This is a genomic window from Pseudomonas chlororaphis (assembly GCA_001023535.1).
GTDB lineage: Bacteria > Pseudomonadota > Gammaproteobacteria > Pseudomonadales > Pseudomonadaceae > Aquipseudomonas > Aquipseudomonas chlororaphis_E.
In genome coordinates, this window is record CP011020.1 from 5,464,988 (window position 1) to 5,487,829 (window position 22,842).

Below are 22,842 nucleotides of genomic sequence, written 5' to 3' on the forward strand. Positions count from 1 at the left end.
GGCGCCCGTGGGGCGCTGTCGTGATCGACGGTTTCACTGTCTCGCACCCGGGCGCGCCGGGCTTTCGCAGGCTTGCCTGCGCTGTCGGGGTTTTGCGCTGGCGTGAATGCCTGGCTCGGCGTCTTCTGCGTTACCCTGTCGACGCCCGCCCTCTCTGAGGGTTTGTCGATGGAGCCTGCCGTGCACCCGCCTGAACATGATGACCTGGCCGCCCGTGATACGCCGCGCATCCCGGCCGAATCGATGCCGCAGCACCTGCCGGCCCCCCCGCAGGCGTTGCCTTCGCACCCGCAACTGCAGGACGTGGTAGTGCAGTTGTTCAGCCATCACAGCGTTGTCGAGCCGATACGGGTGCCGGCCGTGGTGGAGCCGCTGCTGGTGCTGGTCCTGGCCGGCCGGGCCAAGGTCGAGGAACGCGCCCTCGACGGGGCGTGGGAAGCCGCCGAGGTCGAGGCTGGCGACTTCTTCCTCACCCACACCCACGAACCCTACGAGATGCGCTGGCAAACCATCGACTGTGACGCCTTCGAGGTGATGCACCTGTACCTCGGTCTGCCACTGATCGACCAGGCTGCCCGTGACCTGCTGGGCGAGCATTGCGCACCAGTGAGCTTTGCCGACCTCTCCGGAGCACGGGACGAACGCGTGAGCTTCATCCTCGATCAGTTGCGCGTCGAACTCATCGAGGAACGCCAACCCAGCCCGCTGTTCGTGCACGGTCTGGCCCAGGCCCTGGCCGTGCACCTGATCCGTCGCTACAGCGCCGCGCACAGCGGCCAGCGACGCCACAATGGGTTGCAGGCCTACAAGTTGCGCCGCGTCCTCACGGCGATGAACGCGTGCCTGGCCGATGACTTCCACCTTGCACACCTGGCCCGGATCGCCGACTTGAGCGAGTACCACTTCAGCCGGGTGTTCAAGCGGGCCACGGGGTTGTCGCCTTCGCAGTATTTCATCCGGCTGCGGATGAGTCGTGCCCGCCATCTGCTGCTCGAGACCGATCGCAGCATCATCGACATCGGGCTGGAGGTGGGTTATTCCAGCGCCAGCCATTTCTCCCAGGTGTTCCGTCGAGAAGTGGGCATCACGCCCAGCGCCTACCGCCAGGCGTGATCGGTATATGGGACGCATGCCGGTCTCTGCATGGGCCGATTGTTCTTCGCTGTTGAATACACATGGCAATCGCACAGGGTTTATCGCCTGGGCCCAAACCGTAAAGATGCTTGCCAGCCCCTGTCACCCGCCGCCGCGCGAAGGACCTGCCATGCACCTTGCAAACCCAACGCTACGCGCCGCCCTGGCCGCCCTCAACGCCCGGGCCCTGCGCTTGGAACCGTACCTGTACGCCATGCTGCGAACTGTCTTCGCGCTCGTGCTGTTCACCCACGGACTGCCCAAGGCCCTGGGCACGGCCCACGGCTCGATGGCCGACCCGATGGCCGCATCGATCAACCTGATCCAGAACGTGATGGGATTGCCGTTCGCCACACAGTTGGCGGTTCTGGTCATGCTGCTGGAAACAGTGGGCGCCGTCATGCTGGCGATCGGTCTGGCCACCCGCGGGGTCGCGCTGCTGATCGCCGTTCAGATGCTTGCCATCAGTTACGCGCTCGGGCCGACCTGGCCCTGGATAGACCGGGGCATTGAGTTTCCCGTGTTGATGGGATGCCTTGCACTCTACCTCGTGGCGCGCGGCGGCGGAGCGTACTCAGCGGATGCCCACCTGCTGCGGGTTACAATCGGGCCTTCTTGGTCAAGGAAGATTCCTTGACCCACCCCATCACCACACCCGACGCCGTTCTATCCCATGACCCTATCGAGGCTCCGGGATATGCGGCGACGAAGTAGCGCCAGATGCGCGCGCCCCTACTTCGCGGTAATCACCGACAGCTTGGTGATCCCCGCCCGTTCGATCGAAGCCATCGCCCGTGCTACTTCACCGTAGTTCACCCCGTTGTCCGCCTGCAATTGCACGCGCACCTCGGGGTTCTTCGCCTTGGCCGCCTGCAGGTTGGTTTCGAGCAGATCCGCCTGGATTTCATCCTTGTCGATGAACACCTTGCCTTTGTCATCGATGCTCACCACCAGCGGGTCTTTCTGCTCCACCGGCGCCACCGACTCGGTCTTGGGCAGGTTGATCGGGATCGCGTTGGTCAGCAGCGGCGCGGTGACGATGAACACCACCAGCAGCACCAGCATGACGTCCACCAAGGGTGTGACGTTGATCTCGCTGAGCACTTCATCGCTGTCTTGTGTGGAGAAGGCCATGTCAGGAGGCCTCCTTGACAGCTTGGCCGGCGACGGTCGCCCCGGACTTGTTCAGCACCGGGTGCAGCAGCACTCGGAACGCGTGTTTTTGCGCCAGGCTGTAGAAGTCGTGGGCGAAATCATCGAGGTCGGCGGCGGCCAGCTTCAGGCGACGCAGCAAGTAGTTGTAGACCAGCACCGCCGGCACCGCGACGGCGATCCCCACACCCGTGGCAACCAGCGCCGCGCCGATCGGGCCGGCGACGGTTTCAAGGCTTGCCGAGCCCGCTGCGCTGATGCCTTTCAAGGCCGACATGATCCCCCAGACGGTGCCGAACAGGCCGATGAAGGGCGAGGTGCTGCCGACACTGGCGAGAATCGCCAGCCCGGATTCCAGCGAGCGCCGCTCTCGCACGATCTGCTGGCGCAGGGCCCTTTCGAGCCGGTCCTGATGGTTGATCGACTGACTGAGGTCGGCATTGGCCGGGTCATTGACCTGGATCGCCGCATAACCGGCCAACGCGACACGGGCGGCGGCACCGGGCTGGCTGTGGGCAAGCTCGGCGGCGGAGTCCAGGCTCGACGCTGCCCAGAAACGCTTGTGGAAGGTTCGATCCTGCCTCTTGAGACGGGTGAACTGCACGCCCTTGAACAGGGCGAGCCCCCAGGTCACGACGGAAAAAAGGATCAACAGCCAGATGACGGAGTGTTCGGTGGATTCGAAGGGGGATGCAATCAGGTTCATGCTCGGGTTCTCCAACAAGACAATGGATCGGTTTTAGCGATGCGCCTTTTGCCAGGTGGCCCGCGGTGTACGTGGTTAACTCGGGTTACTTGATCTTGAAATCGATGGGCACGCTGACCCAGCCGTCCTGGGGCACATCGCCCTGCTTGGCCGGAACAAAACTCCAGCCCTTGACCGCCGCCAACGCGGCAGCATCGAGCGGCTCGCGACCGCTGCTCTTCTGGATCTGGATTTCGCCGGGCTTGCCGTTGGCCAGCACATGCACGCGCAACAGCACCGTGCCTTCCCAGCCGCGACGCATCGCCAGCGAGGGATACTGCGGCGCCGGATTCTTCAGGTAACCGGCGCTGGCGGATGCCGGGGTCACCGGGGTCGGTGCCGGGGGAGCCGGCGGCGCGGGGGCGGCGACCGTGGGTGCTGGCGCAACGGGTGGCGGTGTGGGCGCCACGGGCTTGGCCACCGGTTTGGGCAGCGGCTTGACCACCGGTTTAGGCTTGGGCAAAGGTTTGGGCGGCGGTGGCTTCACAGCCAACTCATCCTCCACCCGCGGCGGAGGCTCGACCACTGGCGGTGGCAACGGCGCGGGCGGTGGCGGCACCACCACCGGGGGGGCCGGCTGCGAGAACTCGATCGTCATCGGTGGAATCTGCGGGGGCACCACGGGCAGCACGGTCGAGGGCGCCTGCCTGACCCAGATAATCACCGCGCCATGCAGGACCAGCGCAAACACGCCCAGCAAGACCCCTTCGCGACGACTCAAGACTCGCTTGGGCGTGCTGTGCAGGCGCGACAACCCCAAGGGTTCGCGCAAGACCCGGCCAAGCTCGAGCAACTCGCCGCGGGGTGCCGGGCGCCTGAACACCTCCAGGGCACTTGCAGCACTCTGTACATTGCCCATTCATTGACTCCTGTGAAGATTCAAATCGAACACGTGCCTGGCCCCGGACTAACGCGCCGGCTCCGACTGCGACACGGTCAAAGGCTTGAGGGAAAACACCTGGTCATCCGTCAGCGCCTGGACATCGACACGGTGAGGGAAGATGTTTTTTTCCACGAACAGGTCATCGACTTGCTGCAAGGCCTGGACATCCTGGGGTTCGAGCGGCAACAGCGCTTCATCCCCCCAACTGCGCAGGCGTCGCGAAACCTCCAGGGGAATGTCGTTGACCTTGGCAAAGACTTGGGCGTACTCGTCGGGATGTTCCCGGGCCCAGTCGAAGGCCTTGGCGAAACGCTGCAATACGTCACTCAGCGCCTTGCGCTTGCGGGGGTCGGCCAGGACCTCGTCGGAGGCGGTGATGAAGGTCAGGCCGGTGTTGATGCCCTCGCCGCTGATCAGCACCCGGGCGCCCTGCTGCTCGGCAAACGCCTGGTAGATGCCGAAGGTGGCCCAGGCTTCGATCTGGCCAGCGTTGAAGGCGGACAAGGCATCGGTCGGCAGGACAAACCCGACCTTGACGTCCTTCTCATCGACACCTGCATTGGCCAGCGCGCGAATCAGCAGGTATTGGGCAATGCTGCCACGGGCAGACGACACCACGACGTTCCGGCCTTTCAGATCGGCAACGGTGCGAATATCCGAATCAGCTGGAACCAGGATGGCGATGCCCCTCGACTGACTGCGCCGGACCGCGACGATCCGCAGTGGCGTGCCTCCGGTCGCGGCGGCGAGCACCGGTGTATCACCGGCCGGAGCCAGATCGACGGCACCGGCGCGCAGGGCTTCGAACAAGGGCGCGGCGCCCTGGAAGTTTGCCCACTGCACTTTATAGTCGATGCCCTCCAGGGCATTCGCCGCCTCGACCACGGTGCGCAAGCCCTTGGCTTGATCGCCCAGCATCAGGGTCACGCCGGACAGGTCCGTCGGTGCGGCGGATATGGATCGGGTCTCGACGGCGTCACCGCAACCGCCGAGCAGTAACGCAACGCCAGACAGCAACGCCATCGCCGATCGGCGGGCACGAATCGCCATGACAGAACACTCCGGGATCAATGAATGGAACGCTGCATCAACCATGGGCAAACCGCCGGACCGTACCCTGGCTCAGAGGACGCTCCGCCACGACCACGGTGTCCACTTCGACACCCAGCAAGCCCAGCAGGCGCGCACGAATGTCCTGGAACCCGGCCTGGCCGGTGTCGCGTGCCCGCGGCAGGTCGATCGACAGTTGCTCGGCGATCTTGCCGTTGGCCAAGACGATGACCCGGTCGGCCAGCAGGATGGCTTCGTCCACATCGTGGGTTACCAGCAACACCGCCGGCTTGTGCTTGCGCCACAACTCGATGATCAGCCGATGCATGCGAATCCGGGTCAGGGCGTCGAGGGCCGCGAACGGTTCGTCCAACAACAGCAACTGGGGTTCGCGGACCAACCCGCGTGCCAGTGCCACCCTTTGCGCTTCACCGCCGGAGAGCGTCGCCGGATAGGCCTCCAGGCGATGGGCCAGGCCGACTTCAGTCAAGGCCTGCACCGCACGCGCCTTCGAATCCGGGGCGTGCAGACCGAGAATCACGTTCTTCCAGGCGCGCTTCCACGGCATCAGTCGCGGCTCCTGGAACACCGCGGCCCGCGCCTTCGGTACCCGCAGTTGGCCGCTGTCGATGCTGTCGAGCCCAGCCAGGCTGCGCAGCAAGGTGGTCTTGCCGGAACCGCTGGCGCCGAGCAGCGCGACGAACTCCCCCGGAGCGATGTCCAGGTCCAGGCCGTCGATGACCCGCTGCTGGCCGAACTGGCGCACCACATTGCGCAATTGCACCGGCACTTGCGGCTGCGTTTTTTCTACCGTGATGGTCGTCATGTCAGTTCCTCACAAAAGATGGGCGCCAGGCCAAAGCGAAGCGTTCGAGGGTGCGGATCAGCCCATCGATCAGCAGACCCAGCACGCTGTAGATCAGCAGGCAGATGACGATCACGTCGGTGCGCATGAAGTCCCGCGCATCACTGGCCAGAAAACCGATGCCGGCGGTGGTGTTGATCTGCTCGACAAACACCAGGGCCAGCCAGGAGATACCCAGGGAGTAGCGCAGGCCGACGAAAAACGAGGGCAAGGAACCCGGCAGGATCACGTGCCAGATCAGCTCGCGACGATTCAGGCCCAGGGTATTGGCGGCCTCGATCAACTTGGGGTCGATGTTGCGGATGCCGGCAAACAGGTTCAGGTACACCGGAAACGTCGTGCCGATGACGATCAGGGCGATCTTGGTGAACTCGCCGATGCCGAACCAGAGAATGAACAGCGGCACCATGGCCAGCGAAGGAATGGTGCGCAGCATCTGCATCGGCGAATCGAGGACCACTTCGCCGCGCTTGGACAGGCCGCTGATCAGCGCCGCGACCACGCCGATCGACACACCGATGCTCAGCCCCATGAGGGCCCGTTGCAGCGAGACCCACAAGTGCCTGCCCAACTCGCCCGAGGCGATCATGCTCCACAGCGTGCCGCCGATCTGCGAGGGGGCGGCGATGATTCGCGGTGGAATCAGGCCCCAGCGCGACGCCAGCTCCCAAAGCAGCAGCAACACAATCGGGCTGACCAACCGCAACAACGCTTCGGGTGTACGCCAGCGGCGCAAGCCCACCGGCAGCCACCCCGCGACACCCTTCCCTGACGGGTGCAACCCCTTGACGGAAAACGCGCTGGCGCCCTGTGTCTCTAATGTCTTGTCGCCCATAGGCTTCCCTCCTCCATCGACATGGTCAATCGCGCCATGCATCCACTTTGGATTCATGCTATTCGCATAAAAAATGTCAGTGAAATTCTTTTTGGGAATAACCTAATATGATTAGAAATCAGCCACTCAAGCCGTTAGATAAATATTTTGCATAATAAAAACCCACAGGCCGCGCCGTTCGCGGCGCACGGACATCCACCCACAAAATGCATAGAACTGATACACAAGCTAAATATTGATCAATATTTTTTATAATTAACATAGAACAAATCGGCATTTCACAGCACTTCCCGGCTGCGACTACCTTTTTGTCACGGACCGACCCCTTGCCCGGTGGAGGCTTCAAACACCCCATTCATTGAAAGGACCCCCACCATGAGTATTGAATTCATCGGCTTCATCGGCGGCCACCACGCCTCGGAAATCCACCCGCGCAGCGGCCCCGTGCTGCAGCCCGCGTATGTGGAGAAAGTGGCCCGCGCCCACGAGGAGGCCGGTTTCGACCGGGCTCTTATCGCGTTCCACTCCAACAGCCCGGACAGCACGCTGATCGCGTCCCATGCCGCCAGCGTGACGACGCGACTGAAGTTCCTCATCGCCCATCGCCCAGGGTTCGCCGCGCCCACCTTGGCAGCGCGCCAGTTCACTACCCTGGATGTGTTCAACGGCGGACGCACCGCCGTGCACATCATTACCGGCGGCGATGATCGCGAATTGCGTGCTGACGGCAGCCATATCGGCAAGGACGAGCGTTATGCGCGCACCGACGAGTACCTTGATGTGCTGCGCCAGGAATGGACCCGCGAGACGCCCTTCGATTACCAAGGCACGTACTACCAGGTCGAGGGCGCGCATTCCAACGTGAAGTCGCCACAGCAGCCGCATATCCCGTTGTACTTCGGCGGCTCATCGGCGGCCGCCATTGCCGTGGCCGGCAAGCACGCGGATGTCTATGCGCTGTGGGGCGAAACCTACGAACAGGTGCGCGAGGTGGTGAACCAAGTGCGCGCCGAAGCGGCCCGGCATGGTCGCAGCATTCGTTTCAGCCTGTCGTTGCGGCCAATTCTGGCGGACACCGAGGACCAGGCCTGGGCACGCGCCGAACGCATTCTGCAAGAGGCAGGCGCACTGGCCGAGCGCAATGGGTTCGTGCGTCGCGAGCCACCCAATGAAGGCTCGCGACGCCTGCTGGCAGCGGCAGCCCAGGGCTCGCGCCTGGACAAGCGGCTGTGGACCGGCATCGCCGGCCTGCTCGGCGCGCAAGGCAATTCGACCGCCCTGGTGGGCACCGCCGAACAGGTGGCCGAAGCCCTGCTCGATTACTACGACCTGGGCATCACCACCTTCCTGATTCGCGGCTTCGACCCGCTCGAGGACGCCATCGATTATGGCAAGCGCCTGATCCCGCTGACCCGCCAATTGATCGCCGATCGCGAACGCCAGGCGGCTGAAAAGGTCGCTTGAAACACGCGCCCCCCGAAAAGCCACGGGCAGGCTGCTGAGCAGCCTGCCCGTGCGATCACTCAATCCTTATAGTCGACGTCGGTCCTTTCCAACTGCCGGATGAGCGCGTTCCAGTGCCGCGCGACACCCGGCCCGTCACCGCGCTTGAATGCTTCGGCCTGTGCCTCGACCTTGGCCACCACCTCGGCCGGAGGAAAGATCAGCTCGGCATTGCCCGCCGCCTGGGCCGCGATCTGGATGTTGCAGGCACGCTCCAGGCTTTGCAGCTGCTGGAAGGCATGCTCGACGCTGACACCCGCGGTCAATAGCCCGTGGTTGCGCAGGATCAGCACACTCTTGTCGCCCAGGTCCGCCACCAGTCGCTCGCGCTCGTCCAGGTCCAGCGCAATGCCCTCGTAACCGTGGTAAGCCACGCGCCCGGAAAAAGCGATCGAATGCTGCGAGATCGGCAACAGGCCATCGCGCTGGGCGGAAACGGCAATGCCGTCGCGGGTGTGGGTGTGCAGCACCGCTTGAAGGTCGGGACGGGCGCCATGAATCGCACTGTGGATCACGTACCCGGCGTAGTTGATGCCCAGGCCCGTCGGGTCGTCGACCAGGGTTCCGTCAATGTCGACCTTGACCAGATTGGAAGCGGTGATTTCGTCGAACAGCAACCCGAAGGCGTTGATCAGGAAATGCTCGTCAGGCCCCGGCACCCGCGCGGAAAAATGCGTGTAGATGTGGTCGGTCCACTTGAACAGGGCCGCCAGCCGGTAGGCGGCGGCCAGTTTGACACGCACTTCCCACTCTTCGGGACTGACGCGTTGGCGAACATGTTTCGAGACGCTGGATAGCGGGCTGACGCTGCTCATGGCAAGACTTCCTGGATGGCCTTAAGGATCTCCAGCAAGCCTAGGGGAAGGCCAAAAATAATAAAAAGCACATTTTAATCTAAGCTAATTATCATTTTTTTTTATTATATACAGCCTCCCCGGCAGCGTTACGCAGCGCTCTTGATCTTCTGCAACGATCCGGCGACCAGCTTGCCGAAGGCTTCCACCGGCCCTTGCAGGTTGCCGAGAAAATGCGGATAGATCAGCCACAGGTCCATCACCGGTTTGAAGTCCTTGAGTGGCATGGCCGCCAGTTGATCGAGATGGACACTGCGTTCCAACAGCGGGCGCGGCACCAGGCCAAGGCCCAGGCCATCGGCGACCAGGCCCAGTTGCAACTCGGTACCGAAGGTTTCCAGGTTGACCCGCAGGGCCAGCCCTTGGTCGGACAACGTGCGTTGCAGCCCGGCGCGGAAACCGCAGCCGTCCGGGTTGAGAATCCAGCCGTTCTGGTAGACGTCCGCCAGCTTGCTGGGGCGCTTGGGCAATTGCGCCTTCGCGCACACCACCACCAACTCCATCTTGCCGATCGACTCGCCAATGATGTTGTCGGGAAAAATTTTGCCGGCGGGAAACAACGCCGCCGCGGCGTCCAGCTCGCCGCGTTCGATCTTGCCGACCAACTGGCTGCCCCAACCCGTCGCCACCTGCGCACGCAGTTCCGGATACGCGACGCGCAGATGCTTGAGCGCATCGAGCAGCACCACGTCGCCGATCGTTTGCGGAACGCCCAGGCGCAACAAACCGGTAGGCGGCGCATCGGTGGCGACCAGCTCGCGCAAGGCATCCATCTCCCGCAGGATCAGGCGACACTGCTCGTAGACTCGCGTGCCAATCAGGGTCGGCTTGAGCGGCTTGGTGTTGCGGTCGAACAACTCCACCCCCAGCGCCTGCTCGAAGTTCTGCACGCGCCGTGTGATCGCCGGTTGCGTGAGTTGCAACGTCTCGGCGGCATGGCTGATGGACTGACAGCGAATCACTTCGACGAAGGCGTCGATATCATCAATTTTCATTTGGCCCGCACATGGAACACAGTCGATAAAATGTTTGAAAAGCATAACCCATGGCGAAAAAGCATAGTGCCATTGCCCGTGACTGGATAGCCCAACGCAATGATCGATAACATCTAACTCTATTCACAAGGGTTCTAAATTCCTTTCAGCTATAACCTAATCATAAAAAAATAGCATATTAAGAAAAATCATTATGCTTAAATCATGGAAGATCCTTTCATAACGACGATGGAATCGCCATGACCCAGGCCCGACACCCGGAAAGACTCAGAGCATTCGTAGGCGCCTTGGCCGAGCTGATCGACGGCAACCCTCGCGAAGGCGACCTGCTGCATCGCGGCGGCAAGTTGCTCGCTCAATTGGTCAGCCATGACGACTGGCTGCCCGACACCTTTGCCCAACCAGACCCCGAGCGCTACCAGCAATACCTGCTGCATGCCGATTCCCGGCAGCGGTTCAGTGTGGTCAGTTTTGTCTGGGGGCCGGGACAACGCACGCCGATTCATGATCACCGGGTCTGGGGCCTGATCGGCCTGTTGCGCGGCGCCGAAGACTCTCAAGGCTTCGCTCGCCACCCTGATGGCAGCCTGGTGCCCGAGGGCTCGCCGATACGGCTTGTGCCGGGCCAGGTCGAGGCCGTCTCGCCCAAGGTCGGCGACATCCACCAGGTCAGCAATGCCTTCGCTGACCAGGTCTCCATCAGCATTCACGTCTATGGCGCCAACATCGGTGCCGTACGCCGCGCGGTGTACCAGCCCGACGGTAGCGAAAAGCTGTTCATCTCCGGGTATTCCAACACCCTGCTCCCCAACATCTGGGACCTGTCCAAAGAGAGCCAATCCTTATGAGCACTGTACGTACCCGCTCCTACTCGGAGATCCGCCAGGCGTTGCTGAACCGCGAAGAGCTGGCCATCGTCGACGTGCGTGAAGAGGCGCCGTTCGCCCAGGGCCATCCACTGTTTGCCGCCAACATCGCATTGTCCAGGCTGGAGCTGGAGGTGTTTGCGCGCATCCCGAGGCGCGACACCCCGGTGACGGTCTATGACCATGGCGAAGGCCTGGCGGGCCTGGCGGCGCAGCGCCTGCAAGCGCTGGGCTACGTCGATGTCGCGGTGCTCGAAGGCGGCCTGGACGGTTGGCGCGACGCGGGCGGCGAGTTGTTCATCGACGTCAACGTGCCGAGCAAGGCCTTTGGCGAGCTGGTTGAAAGCCAGCGCCATACCCCCTCGATCGCAGCGCCAGAGCTTCAGGCGCTGCTCGACAGCGAGGCCGACGTGGTGGTGCTCGACGCCCGCCGTTTCGACGAATACCAGACCATGAGCATTCCTGGCGGCATCAGCGTACCTGGGGCGGAACTGGTGTTGCGGGCGCGGGCACTGGCGCCGGACCCGGCGACCCGCATCGTGGTCAATTGCGCCGGCCGTACTCGCAGCATCATCGGCACCCAGTCGTTGATCAACGCCGGCCTCGCCAACCCGGTGTCGGCCTTGCGCAACGGTACGATTGGCTGGACCCTGGCCGGCCAGGTGCTGGAGCACGGCCAGTCACGCCGGTTCGCCCCTACCCAGGAAAAACATCGCGACATCGCCGCCCGCGATGCCCGCCGCGTCGCCGATCAGGCACGGGTCGGTCGCGCCACCTTCGCGGACCTGCACCGCTGGCAAGCGGACGCGACACGCAGCACCTACCTGTTCGATGTACGCACCCCAGAAGAATTCGAAGCCGGCCACCTGCCCGGGGCCCGGTCCACGCCCGGCGGGCAACTGGTCCAGGAGACCGATCATTTCGCCAGCGTGCGCGGTGCTCGCCTGGTCCTGGTCGACGATGACGGTGTGCGGGCCAACATGTCGGCGTCCTGGCTCGCGCAATTGGGGTGGGAGGTGCACGTGCTGGATGATCTGCACCCCGGCCACTTCAGCGAACAGGGCCCCTGGAAAGCCCCTGTGCCTGTCCCGCCGCAAGCCGAAGAGATCAGCCCTGACACCCTCGAACAGTGGCTGGCCGAAGGTGACACCGTGGTACTGGACTTCACCAGCAGCGCCAACTACATCAAGCGGCATATCCCGGGGGCATGGTGGGTGCTGCGCAGTCAACTGAGCGAAGCCCTGGCCCAGGTGCCGTCGGCCCAGCGCTATGTCCTGACCTGCGGCAGCGGCCAGTTGGCCCGATGGGCAATCCCGGACGTCGAACGCCTGACCGGCCAGGCCGTGTTCCTGCTGCGTGACGGCACGGCCGGCTGGATCGCCGCCCAGCGGCCGCTGGCGCATGGCGAGACCCGGTTGGTGTCTGCGCCCATCGATCGCTATCGCCGCCCCTACGAAGGCACCGATAACCCGCATGAGGCCATGCAAGCCTATCTCGATTGGGAGTTCGGCCTCGTGGACCAGCTGGCCCGCGACGGCACCCACGGTTTCTATGTGATCTGAACCCAAAAGGGGGCGAGTGATCGCCCTGACCCGGACCAGCCGACCCCTTCTCCAGGCGGAGGCGCTGAATGCAACGCTTAGCCTGGAGTTCCACCCATGCGCCTGTCCCTACCCTTACTGTTAATCGCCCTCGTGTTCGGCACTGCTCACGCAGACGACCTGCAACCACTGCGGGTGGCCAATCAGAAATCCACCCTCAAAGCCCTGCTGGAAGTGTCCGGTGAACTCAAGGACGTGCCCTACGCCATCCAGTTTTCCGAATTCCCCGCCGCCGCACCACTGGGCGAGGCCTTGAACGCCGGCGCCGTGGACATCGGCGCCCTGGGCGATGCCCCCTACGTGTTTGCCTTGGGCGCGGGGGCCTCACTGAAGGTCGTCAGCATCATTCATGCGCAAGGGCGCAATACCACGGCCATTCTCGTCCCCAAGAACTCCCCCATCAGGGAGGTTTCGGACCTCAAGGGCAAACGCATCGTCACCACCCGTGGCTCGATCGGGCACTACCTGGCCATCAAGGCCCTGCGCAACGTCGGCCTCAGCACCCGAGATGTGGAATTCGTCTTCCTGTTGCCCAGCGAATCCAGGCTGGTGCTGGATAACGGCACCGCGGATGCCTGGTCTACCTGGGACCCCTTCACCACCGTGGTCACGGCCCAAAGCCAGGCCAGGGTCCTGGTCAGCGGCAGCCACCTGCTGAGTAATCACCTCTACCTGGCCGCCACCCAACAAGCCATCGCCGACAAGCGCCCGCAACTGGATGACTTTGTCGCCCGGATCGACCGCGCCTTCCGCTGGAGCAACGAACACCCTGCCGAATATGCCGCCGCCCAGGCCAGGATCACCGGCCTGCCATTGGCGGTGCACCTGGAGGTGGCCAAGGCGACCCAGATGCAGCCGGTATTGATCGACGACGCGGTGGTCAGCGGCTTACAGGCGACCGCCGACATCTACCGGGAAGAAGGGTTGCTGACCCGCCGCATCGACGTTTCCCAAGGCTTCGACAAGCGCTTCAACACCCAGCGAGCCCCACTGACCCAGGTTTCGCGTTAAAAGGAGCAGAACCATGAGCAAGCAACGCCAACTCAAATTCGGTGCAATGGTCCACGGCGTCGGCCATGGCTGGGGCGAATGGCGCCATCCGCAGGCGCAACCCGATGCCAGCACCAGCTTCGGTTTCTACAAGCAGCAGACGCAACTGGCCGAAGGCGCCAAGTTCGATTTCGTGTTCATCGCCGACAGCCTGCACATCCATGAAAAATCCAGCCCGCACTACCTCAACCGCTTCGAGCCGCTGACTATCCTCTCGGCCCTGGCGGCCGTGACGTCGAACATCGGCCTGGTGGCCACCGTGACGGTCAGCTACACCGAGCCCTACCAGGTGGCGCGCCAATTCGCCTCACTGGACCACATCAGTGCCGGGCGTGCCGGTTGGAACGTGGTGACGTCGTGGCTCAGCGGCACCGCCAACAACTTCGGCAAGGCCGAGCACCCGCCCCACGCGGTGCGCTACCGGATCGCCAAAGAGCACGTGGCAGTGGTCCAGGGCCTGTGGGACTCCTGGGAGGACGATGCCTTTGTCTACGACAAGCAACGGGGCGAGTTCTTTGCCCCCGGCAAGCTGCACGCGCTGGAGCACAAAGGTGAATTTTTTTCGGTCAAGGGCCCGCTCAACATCGCCCGCTCCCGCCAAGGCCAGCCGGTGATCTTCCAGGCCGGTACCTCCGAGGACGGGCGTAACTTCGCCGCCGAGAACGCCGATGCGATTTTCGTCAGCGCCGAAAGCTTTGAAGAAGCCCAGGCCTATTACCGGGACCTGAAGCGTCGCGCCAGCGGATTCGGTCGCGACCCCGAGCAGCTGTCGATCCTGCCTGGCATTCGTCCGATCGTGGGGCGCGATGAGGCGCAGGTGCAAGAGCGCTATCGACAAGCGGTGGCGCTGGTGAGTATCGAGGACGCCATCGTCGCGCTCGGCCGGCCCTTCAACGACCATGATTTCAGCCAGTACCCACTGGACGCTCCGTTCCCTGAGCTGGGCGACCTGGGCGCCAACAGCCAGAAAGGCGGCTCCGAGCGGATCAAGCAACTGGCCCGGGACGAAGGCCTGACGCTGCGCCAGGTCGCCCTGCGCTTTTCCCAGCCACGCCGGGACTTCGTCGGCACCCCCGAACAGGTCGCCGACGCCATTGAACACTGGTTCGACAACGGCGCAGCCGACGGCTTCATCATCAACGCCCTGCTGCCGGACGGCCTGCAGACGTTCACCGAATGGGTCGTGCCGGTCCTGCAGCAACGCGGGGTGTTCCGCCGCGAATACAGCGGCCACACCCTGCGCGATAACCTGGGCCTGGCGGTGCCGGCGAACCGGTACACCCATGACGTCCTTGAGCCGGCAACGGGCAGTGAGGCCGTCGCATGAGCAAACCTCCGGTCATGAAACAACACTTCGCGCCAGGGCAGCTCGATCGACGCGGCTTCCTGATGGCCGGCGCCGTCACCCTTGGCGCCCTGGGCCTGTCGACACTGGGTTTCGCCCCGCGCGCGTTCGCCCAGGGCAAGTCCCTGTCCGAGCTGACCCTCGGGGTGGCCACCTACCGTGGCCAGGACTCCTATTTCTTCGAGGATGCCGGCACCGCCGACACGCCCTACAAGGTCGAATACGCCGAGTTCGCCGGCGGCAACCTGATCGTCGAGGCGCTGGCGTCCGGCAGCCTGGACGTGGGTGGGATGAGTGAAATCCCACCGATCTTTTCCCTCCAGAGCCATCGCCAGCCGCGCCTGATCGCGGTGCTGCAAGGTGACGTGAACAACCAGGTGTTCCTGGTTCCCAACGAATCGTCGGTCGAGTCCATCGGGCAATTGCGCGGCAAGCGGGTTGGCTACGTGCGCTCTACCACCTCCCATTACTTTCTGATCAAGGCCCTGAAGGAACAGGGCCTGACCATGAACGACATCACCGCCGTAGCCCTCACGCCCCAAGACGGTTTCAGCGCATTCCAGAGCGGCCAACTCGATGCGTGGGTGATCTACGGCGTGTTCATCCAGTTGGCCAAGTTCCGCAGCGGCGCCCGGGTCCTCAAGACCGCCCTGGGCTACTTGTCCGGCAACTACCTGATTGCCGCGCGCCCCAAGGCGCTGGAAGACCCGCTGCGCCGGCAGGCGATCCAGGATTACATCCAGCGTGAGGCGCGCACCCTGGAATGGATCAACGACAACCCCGAGCCCTGGGCAACCAAGTCGGCGCGATTGCTGGGTGTCGACAAGGCGGTGTTTCTCGACATGCACAACCAACGCAGCCAGCCGTCGAAGATCATCGCCGTGAGTGAACAAGCCATTGCCTCGCAGCAGGAAGTCGCCGACCTGTTCTTCGACGCCGGCGTGCTCAGCGAAAGGCTCGACGTCAGCCCCCTGTGGGAACGCAATTTCCCCTTGCTCGCGCTGTGAGCCTGTTTCGCACCGACCTGCTCAGGCGCGGCAGCGGGTCGCCAGAACCGGGCATCCAGCTTCCACCTTTTTCGATCGAGTGAACTGACCATGAGCCTTTCTTCCTTACGCCCACCCCAGTTGCAAGCAGTCGTGGCCGCCGACTTCGACGCCGTGCTCGAAAGCATCGGTGCACAATTGGCGGCCACGGCCCACCGCCTTGACGAGAGCGGTGCCTTCCCCTGGGACAATTTCAAGTTGCTGCACGAGCATGGCCTGCTGGCCCTGACGGTGCCCAAGGCGCTGGGCGGTAGCGGCGCGAGCCTGGTGCAGGCCCGCAAAGTCATCAGCGCGGTCGCCAAGGGCGAACCTTCCACGGCGTTGATCCTGGTGATGCAGTACCTGCAGCATTCGCGCCTGCAAGACAATCGAAGCTGGCCCGAGGCGTTGCGCCTGCGAGTGGCCCGCGACGCCGTGAACGACGGCGCGCTGATCAATGCCTTGCGGGTCGAACCCGACCTGGGTACGCCGGCCCGTGGCGGGCTGCCCGCGACGATCGCCCGGCGCACCTCCGAAGGTTGGCGGATCAGCGGGCGCAAGATCTACTCCACCGGCAGCCATGGTCTGACCTGGTTCAGCGTCTGGGCACGCAGCACCGATGAAGACCCGCTGGTGGGTGCCTGGCTGGTGCACAAGGACACGCCAGGGATCAGCATCATCGAGGATTGGGACCACCTGGGCATGCGCGCCACCTGCAGCCACGAAGTGCTGTTCGACGACGTCCTGGTGCCCCTGGATCACGCCGTCAGCGTCAGCCCCTGGAGCGCGCCACAGCCCGAACTCGACAGCGATGGTTTCCTGTGGATGTCGGTCTTGCTCTCGGCGGTTTACGACGGTGTCGCCCAAGCCGCGCGCGACTGGCTGGTGGGATGGCTGGAGCAACGCAAGCCGTCCAACCTCGGCGCCGCGCTGTCGACCCTGCCGCGCTTCCAGGAAACCGTCGGCCAGATCGACACCCTACTGTTCGCCAACCGCAGCCTGCTGGATGCCGCCGCCGAAGGACGCACGCCGGCCCAGCACGCCGCACAATTGAAATACCTGGTGACCAGCAACGCCATTGCCGCGGTCGAACTGGCCATCGAAGCGTCCGGCAACCCCGGTCTGTCGCGGCATAACCCGCTGCAACGGCACTACCGCGACGTGCTGTGCAGCCGCATCCACACCCCGCAAAACGATGCCGTGCTGCAAGGCGTCGGCAAAGCGGTGTTCGCCCAACGCCAGAAAAAGGACACCCCATGAGCCCGCTCGTGATCGCCAGCCAACTGGACACAGAGTTCAACGACGTGATCCGCCAGCGCCTCGCGCAGGCGCACCCCGGGGCCAGGGTCCTCGACGTACCGGCCGGCGTGCCCAGCGACCTTCCCGCCGACGTCGGGGTACTGCTGGCCCGCCCGATCAACGTGCGCGGCTATCAGGCACCGGACACACCACCACCGGGCTGGCCCTACGGCTTGAACTGGGTGCACGTGGTGTCCTCGGGCATCGACTTCTATCCCCAGTGGTTGTTCGACGGCCCGCCCGTGAGCACCTCCCGGGGCAGCGCCGCCGAGAACATCGCCGAATTTGCCCTGGCCGCGATCTTCGCCGCCGCCAAGCACTTGCCGGACATCTGGGTGCACGACTCGCACTGGAACTTCACCGCGCTGACACCGCTCAAGGGCAGCACCCTGGGGATTCTCGGCTTCGGTGCGATTGGCCGCAGCCTGGCGACCAAGGCCCGTGCGCTGGGCATCAACGTGCTGGCGCTGCGCCAGAGCACGGCACCGTTCGAAGTCAAGGGCGTCGAAGCCGCGGAAGGGATCCATGACTTGTTCGCCCGCGCCGATCACCTGGTACTGGCCGCGCCCCTGACCGACGCGACGCGGCATATCGTCAACCCCGCGGTGCTTGCCAGCGCCAAGCCGGGCCTGCACCTGATCAATGTCGCGCGTGGCGGCTTGCTAGACCACGCTGCCCTGCTTGAGGCCCTGGACAGCGGCGCCATCGGCCTGGCCTCGCTGGACGTCACCGAACCGGAACCCCTGCCGGACGGCCATCCTTTCTACACTCATCCACGGGTGCGACTGTCGCCGCACACTTCGGCGATTTCCAGCAACAGCCGCCACGAGATTGCCGACAGTTTCCTCGCCAACCTCGAACGCTTCCTGTCGGGGGCGACACTGCAGAACCTGGCGAACGTACAGCGCGGGTACTAGCTGCACCTTTCTCCGTCATCGCGGGCAAGCCATGCTCCCATAAGGGCCACATGACACATGTGGGAGCACGGCTGGCCCGCGATTGCGTTTCGAGGGAGCCATATAATCATCAGAATTACGCATTTAATTTATTAACTTAATGTCTATTTTTTATAATTAACTTATAACAAATCGGACTTTTACAGCGATCCATTATACAAATACTGTTACAACCATCACCGACCCCTGACCAGGTGGAGGCTCGCGGAACTGTACGTTTTTCCGGCCGACACCACCCCACGGTCAATGCCACACCCAACCTGAAATCGGCCAACGCTCTCCTCGCCCTGCCTCCCGGAGCCAGGCCCGTGGCGACGCTTTGCCCGGAATAAATGCCAACGCCCACGCTGCACCAGACACCAGGGGTCCACCATGCACGATACCTTCACCTCAAACCGCCTGACGCTGGCCGTTTCGCTGGCCTTGCTCGGGTTGTCGGCCCACGCCGAAGAAGACACCCGGGACGGTGCGCTGGCGGTGGTCACCGTCACCGCCGAACACCGCAGCGAGGATTTGCAGAAAGCGCCCCTGGCGATCTCCGCGTTCGACGAAGCCGCCCTTGAAGACAAGCAGATCAAGAGCATTCGCGATCTTTCCGGACAAGTACCGAACCTGACCCTCAGCCGCCAGTCGATCTCTTACAGCGCGCAGACCTATGGGATTCGTGGCATCGGCGAAACCGACCCGATACAGGAAGCGGCCGTGGCGGTCTACGCCGACGACCTGTACATCCCCAGGGCGATTTCCTCGATGCTCGACTTCAACGATGTCGAACGCGTCGAGGTCTTGCGCGGCCCGCAAGGCACGCTTTATGGACGCAACAGCAGTGCCGGGGCGATCCGCGTGATTACCCGCGATCCGTCCCAGGAAACCCGCGGTTTCTTCGAACTCGGCGCCGGCAACTACAACGCGCAGAACGGCCGCCTGCTGATCAGCGGCCCGCTGGTGGACAACGCCCTGTTCGGCAGCTTCTCGGCCATTCGCCTGACCCGCGACGGCACCGTTTCCAACCCCACCCGCGGCGAAGACGTGAACAACGTCGACATCCAGGCCTACCGAGGCAAGCTTCGCTTCAACCCCATCGATTCGCCGTGGGACGTGCAACTGACGCTGGCCGGTACGTTCGACCGCGGCGATACCACCAGCTACACCCCCTTCGACGCCGACGGCCGCTTCGACAAGTTCAAGAGCTACAGCGGCCTCAACCCGAAGAACCGCCTCGACCAGGGCAGTTCGGTATTGCGGGCGATCTACAGCATCAACGATCACTTGAATTTCAAGTCGGTCACCGCCTACTCCGCCTTCAACCAACCGGTGGACTATGACAACTCCGGCCAGGCGGCCCTGATCCAGCACAGCCTGATCACCTACAAACAGGACTACGCCACCCAGGAGTTCCAGCTCAACGGCGATTACGACGACTTCACCTTCAGCACGGGCCTGTACCTGTACCGGGAAAAATTCGACGCCGAGCGCGACAGCCTGACTTATTCCATCGCGCGTAACCGGGTGATCGGCCAGGGCCAATACAGCACCACCAACACCGAAAGTTATGCGCTGTATGGCCAGGGCAGCTACAAAATCACGCCGCAACTGTCTCTGATCGCCGGGCTGCGGTTCACCCGCGAACACAAGAACTTCGACTACACCAACTACGTCGTCACCCCGGACCGGCAGATCACCGGCACCAACTTCAGCGCCGACTCGAGTAAATCCTGGCAATCCACCAGCCCGAAACTCGGCTTCGAATACGCCTGGACACCCCATCTCAATCAGTACGCCTACGTCGCCAAAGGTTTCAAGGCCGGCGGCTACGACAACCGTGCGCCGACCCAGGCCGCCGCCGAACAGGCGTTCTCACCGGAAGACGTGACCACTTGGGAAACCGGCCTCAAGGGCGACTTCTTCGACCGGCGCCTGCGCGCCAACCTCGCGCTGTTCTACAACGACTACAAAGACCTGCAAACCAATGCCTACGACCCGGCTCTGGGCGTCAGCCTGCGGACCAACGTCGGTCAGGCCCACACCTACGGCGTCGAACTGGAAACCCTGAGCGCGCTGACGCCCGACCTGCAACTGACATTCAACCTCGGCTACCTGCAAAGCCAGTACGACGACTTCGAGAACGCCAGCGGCGCCGGGATCGATGCCAACGGCCAGCAGTTGGTGTACTCACCGCGCTGGAACACCAGCGTCGGCTTCAACTACACCATTCCCGCCGGCCTGCCCGGCACCTGGCTGGCCGGCACCGATGCCCAGTTCCAGACCAAGTCCTATGCCAACGCGCTGAACGACGACGTGCAGGAAATTCCCCAGCAGACCTTCTGGAATGCCAATACCCGCTACATCTCGGGCGACGGCCATTGGACCACCACGCTGTCGGTGAAAAACCTGCTCGACCGGGCCTACCCCCAAGCGGTCGGCTATGTGCCCGCAAGCGGCGCCCGGTACTACTCCATCAACGATCCGCGAACCCTCTTGCTGTCTGTGCGCTACGACCTCTGACCCCGATGCGAATCCCCCAGGCGTGGCCGCGAACAGCGACGACGCCCAACTCATCACGTCAACATTCCAAGGAGCGACATCATGGCTTTCACCCGCAGGCAAATGATTTCCCGCATTGCCGCCATCGGTGGCTATAGCGCCGCAGTTGGCGCCCTCGACGCACTGGGCCTTACACCTCAGGCCGTCGCGGCGGGCTTTGGCCCGTTGCAATTGGGCAGCAGCGGCAAAGGCAAGCAGGTAGTGGTGGTTGGCGCCGGCATCTCCGGCCTGGTCAGCGCCTATGAGTTGCGCAAGGCCGGCTTCGCCGTGACGATCCTCGAAGCCCGCGAGCGAGTGGGCGGACGCAACTGGACCCTGCGTCGCGGCAGTCGGGTCGAGTTCGACGACGGTATCAGCCAGACCGTGGACTTCGATGACGGGCAGTTCTTCAACGCAGGCCCGGCGCGCATCCCCAGCCATCACCAGACGATCCTCGGCTACTGCCGCGAACTGGGCGTGGAGTTGCAAGTGCTGGTCAACAGCAGCCGCAACGCACTGGCCTTGCCGGACGCCCGCCAGCCGGCCTTCCAGCTGCGCCAAGCCGTCAACGATACGCGGGGGCAACTGTCCGAGCTGTTGGCGCGCACCGTCAGTCGCAAGGCCCTGGACCAGGACCTGAGCACCGAAGACCGCCAGGCGCTGCTGAATTTTCTCAAGGTCTATGGCGACCTCAATGCCGATTTCAAATACACAGGATCGGTGCGCTCGGGCTACACCCGCATCCCCGGCGCCGGCGATCAAACCGGCGTCACCCGCACACCCCTCGCGTTGCAGACGCTGCTCAACCCCAAGCTCTGGGGCGCACTGGTGTTCGATGAGATTCCCGAATTTTCTTCCACCATGTTCCAACCGGTCGGTGGCATGGACCGGATTCCCCAGGCGTTCCATGAGCGACTCAAGGACGTGGTGCGTTTTCATGCCGAAGTCAGCGACATCCAGACGTCGGAGCAAGGCAGTCGCATCACCTACCGCGACCGGCAGACGGGCAAGTCCCACACCCTGAACGCCGACTACGCCATCGTCACCGTGCCCCTGCCGCTGCTGGCCAAGCTGCCGAGCAATTTCACCACGCCCTTCAAGCAAGCGATCCTCAGCGCGCAAAGCGACCAGGCGAACAAGGTCGCGTGGCAGTCGCCGCGCTTCTGGGAAACCGACTTCAACATCTTTGGCGGGCTGTCTTACCTGGATCATGAAGTCAAAGGCCTGTGGTACCCCAGCGATCGCCTGAACAGCGCCGAAGGCATCCTGGTGGCCGCCTACAACACCAGTGAAACGGCGCAGTCCTTCAGCAGCAAATCCCTCGCCGAGCAGTTCGCCTCCTCAAGGCAGGCCGTCGAACTGCTGCACCCCGGCCACAGCGCCAAGTTGCAAAAACCGGTCGCCATCAACTGGTCGAAGGTGCCCTTCAGCAAAGGCCCGTGGATCGTCAACGACGAAGTGGGCGAGCAGGCCTACCGGATCCTCAACGAACCCCAGGGCCGCACCTACCTGGCCAGCGATGCCCTCGCCCACGGCGGCGTCGGCATCTGGCAGAACACCGCCGCCGACTCGGCGCGCCGCATCGTGTCGCTGATCGGCCGCCACGCCGAGCGCCAGCAAGCCGGCCTAGCCGCCTGATGTTTTTTCGATAAAGGACCTTGCGATGAAAACCACCCCGTTACTTACAGGACTTCTCATGACCGCCACCGCCTTCGCCAGCCAGGCCGACGACATCAAGCGCATCGCCCTGCCCAACTCCAACTTCCCGATTTCCCTGGCGGTGTCGGTGCCGGCACAAACCGACCTGCTGTTTGTCAGCGGCCTGCTCGCCGACCTGCACGATCCGAGCGCGCCCAAGAATTCCTTCGCCGCCTATGGCGACACAGCGACCCAGACCACATCGATCCTCAACAAACTCAAGGGTGTGCTGCAAGCCCAAGGCCTGGACCTGGCGGACGTGGTGCAACTGCGGGTGTTCCTGGTGGGCGATCCGGCCAAGGGCGGCCAACTGGATTTCGCCGGATTGCAGCAAGGCTATACGCCGTTCTTCGGCAGCGCCGAACAACCGAACAAGCCGGCACGCACCGCCGTGCAAGTCGTCGCGCTGCCGTTGCCCGGCGGCCTGGTGGAAATCGAAGCCGTCGCCGCTCGCAAGAAGTGA

General features: G+C 63.6%; 21 protein-coding genes. 13 read left to right on the forward strand and 8 right to left on the reverse strand.

Annotated features, from left to right (window positions below):
- The first annotated feature begins 168 nt into the window (after positions 1 to 168).
- Positions 169 to 1,113 (forward strand): AraC family transcriptional regulator, encoded by a 945-nt coding sequence (locus tag VM99_23845; protein AKK00949.1) that lies wholly within the window; start codon positions 169 to 171, stop codon positions 1,111 to 1,113.
- Positions 1,114 to 1,264: 151 nt separating this feature from the next.
- Positions 1,265 to 1,771, forward strand: coding sequence for a DoxX family protein (locus tag VM99_23850; protein ID AKK00950.1), 507 nt, complete (start codon positions 1,265 to 1,267; stop codon positions 1,769 to 1,771).
- 95 nt (positions 1,772 to 1,866) lie between these two features.
- On the opposite strand, the gene VM99_23855 is transcribed toward VM99_23850, so the two are convergent.
- From VM99_23855 to VM99_23880, 6 genes are all read right to left on the reverse strand, one after another.
- Complete coding sequence (locus VM99_23855) at positions 1,867 to 2,268, reverse strand: biopolymer transporter ExbD (protein AKK00951.1); 402 nt, start codon at positions 2,266 to 2,268, stop codon at positions 1,867 to 1,869.
- Position 2,269: 1 nt separating this feature from the next.
- Positions 2,270 to 2,992: a biopolymer transporter ExbB gene (locus VM99_23860; GenBank protein ID AKK00952.1), complete on the reverse strand. Its 723-nt coding sequence runs from the start codon at positions 2,990 to 2,992 to the stop codon at positions 2,270 to 2,272.
- Between the two features lie 85 nt (positions 2,993 to 3,077).
- A complete protein-coding gene (locus tag VM99_23865) occupies positions 3,078 to 3,890 on the reverse strand; it encodes an energy transducer TonB (protein AKK00953.1) in 813 nt (270 codons plus the stop codon).
- A 48-nt stretch (positions 3,891 to 3,938) separates the two neighbouring features.
- Positions 3,939 to 4,964, reverse strand: a complete 1,026-nt coding sequence (locus VM99_23870; protein ID AKK00954.1) for a nitrate ABC transporter substrate-binding protein — start codon at positions 4,962 to 4,964, stop codon at positions 3,939 to 3,941.
- A 37-nt stretch (positions 4,965 to 5,001) separates the two neighbouring features.
- Positions 5,002 to 5,790, reverse strand: a complete 789-nt coding sequence (locus VM99_23875) for a sulfonate ABC transporter ATP-binding protein (protein ID AKK00955.1) — start codon at positions 5,788 to 5,790, stop codon at positions 5,002 to 5,004.
- Position 5,791: 1 nt separating this feature from the next.
- The gene (locus VM99_23880) at positions 5,792 to 6,664 is read right to left on the reverse strand and encodes an ABC transporter permease (GenBank protein ID AKK00956.1); all 873 of its coding nucleotides are present in this window, start codon (positions 6,662 to 6,664) and stop codon (positions 5,792 to 5,794) included.
- Positions 6,665 to 7,039: 375 nt separating this feature from the next.
- Here VM99_23880 and VM99_23885 point away from each other — a divergent pair, with 375 nt between their 5' ends.
- Positions 7,040 to 8,128, forward strand: coding sequence for an alkanesulfonate monooxygenase (locus VM99_23885; protein AKK00957.1), 1,089 nt, complete (start codon positions 7,040 to 7,042; stop codon positions 8,126 to 8,128).
- A 59-nt stretch (positions 8,129 to 8,187) separates the two neighbouring features.
- Here VM99_23885 and VM99_23890 read toward each other — a convergent pair whose 3' ends face one another.
- Positions 8,188 to 8,982, reverse strand: a complete 795-nt coding sequence (locus tag VM99_23890; protein AKK00958.1) for an aldolase — start codon at positions 8,980 to 8,982, stop codon at positions 8,188 to 8,190.
- Between the two features lie 128 nt (positions 8,983 to 9,110).
- Complete coding sequence (locus tag VM99_23895) at positions 9,111 to 10,016, reverse strand: LysR family transcriptional regulator (GenBank protein ID AKK00959.1); 906 nt, start codon at positions 10,014 to 10,016, stop codon at positions 9,111 to 9,113.
- A 239-nt stretch (positions 10,017 to 10,255) separates the two neighbouring features.
- Between VM99_23895 and VM99_23900 the strand changes: the two genes are divergently transcribed.
- The 10 genes from VM99_23900 (at position 10,256) to VM99_23945 (ending at position 22,842) form a co-directional block, all read left to right on the forward strand.
- Positions 10,256 to 10,864 (forward strand): cysteine dioxygenase, encoded by a 609-nt coding sequence (locus VM99_23900; GenBank protein ID AKK00960.1) that lies wholly within the window; start codon positions 10,256 to 10,258, stop codon positions 10,862 to 10,864.
- Positions 10,861 to 12,444: a sulfurtransferase gene (locus VM99_23905; protein AKK00961.1), complete on the forward strand. Its 1,584-nt coding sequence runs from the start codon at positions 10,861 to 10,863 to the stop codon at positions 12,442 to 12,444. Before VM99_23900 ends, VM99_23905 begins: the two co-directional genes overlap by 4 nt.
- A 96-nt stretch (positions 12,445 to 12,540) precedes the next feature.
- A complete protein-coding gene (locus tag VM99_23910) occupies positions 12,541 to 13,494 on the forward strand; it encodes an ABC transporter substrate-binding protein (GenBank protein ID AKK00962.1) in 954 nt (317 codons plus the stop codon).
- A gap of 13 nt (positions 13,495 to 13,507) precedes the next feature.
- Entirely contained in the window at positions 13,508 to 14,860 is a 1,353-nt protein-coding gene (locus tag VM99_23915) for a monooxygenase (GenBank protein AKK00963.1), read from the forward strand.
- A gap of 14 nt (positions 14,861 to 14,874) precedes the next feature.
- A complete protein-coding gene (locus VM99_23920; protein ID AKK01851.1) occupies positions 14,875 to 15,885 on the forward strand; it encodes an aliphatic sulfonate ABC transporter substrate-binding protein in 1,011 nt (336 codons plus the stop codon).
- Between the two features lie 90 nt (positions 15,886 to 15,975).
- On the forward strand, positions 15,976 to 17,163 hold the full coding sequence (locus tag VM99_23925) for an acyl-CoA dehydrogenase (protein ID AKK00964.1): 1,188 nt from the start codon (positions 15,976 to 15,978) through the stop codon (positions 17,161 to 17,163).
- The gene (locus VM99_23930; protein ID AKK00965.1) at positions 17,160 to 18,119 is read left to right on the forward strand and encodes a dihydrofolate reductase; all 960 of its coding nucleotides are present in this window, start codon (positions 17,160 to 17,162) and stop codon (positions 18,117 to 18,119) included. Before VM99_23925 ends, VM99_23930 begins: the two co-directional genes overlap by 4 nt.
- A gap of 411 nt (positions 18,120 to 18,530) precedes the next feature.
- Positions 18,531 to 20,663, forward strand: a complete 2,133-nt coding sequence (locus tag VM99_23935; protein AKK00966.1) for a TonB-dependent receptor — start codon at positions 18,531 to 18,533, stop codon at positions 20,661 to 20,663.
- A gap of 81 nt (positions 20,664 to 20,744) precedes the next feature.
- Positions 20,745 to 22,319, forward strand: coding sequence for a monoamine oxidase (locus VM99_23940; GenBank protein AKK00967.1), 1,575 nt, complete (start codon positions 20,745 to 20,747; stop codon positions 22,317 to 22,319).
- A 25-nt stretch (positions 22,320 to 22,344) separates the two neighbouring features.
- Complete coding sequence (locus VM99_23945; GenBank protein AKK00968.1) at positions 22,345 to 22,842, forward strand: endoribonuclease L-PSP; 498 nt, start codon at positions 22,345 to 22,347, stop codon at positions 22,840 to 22,842.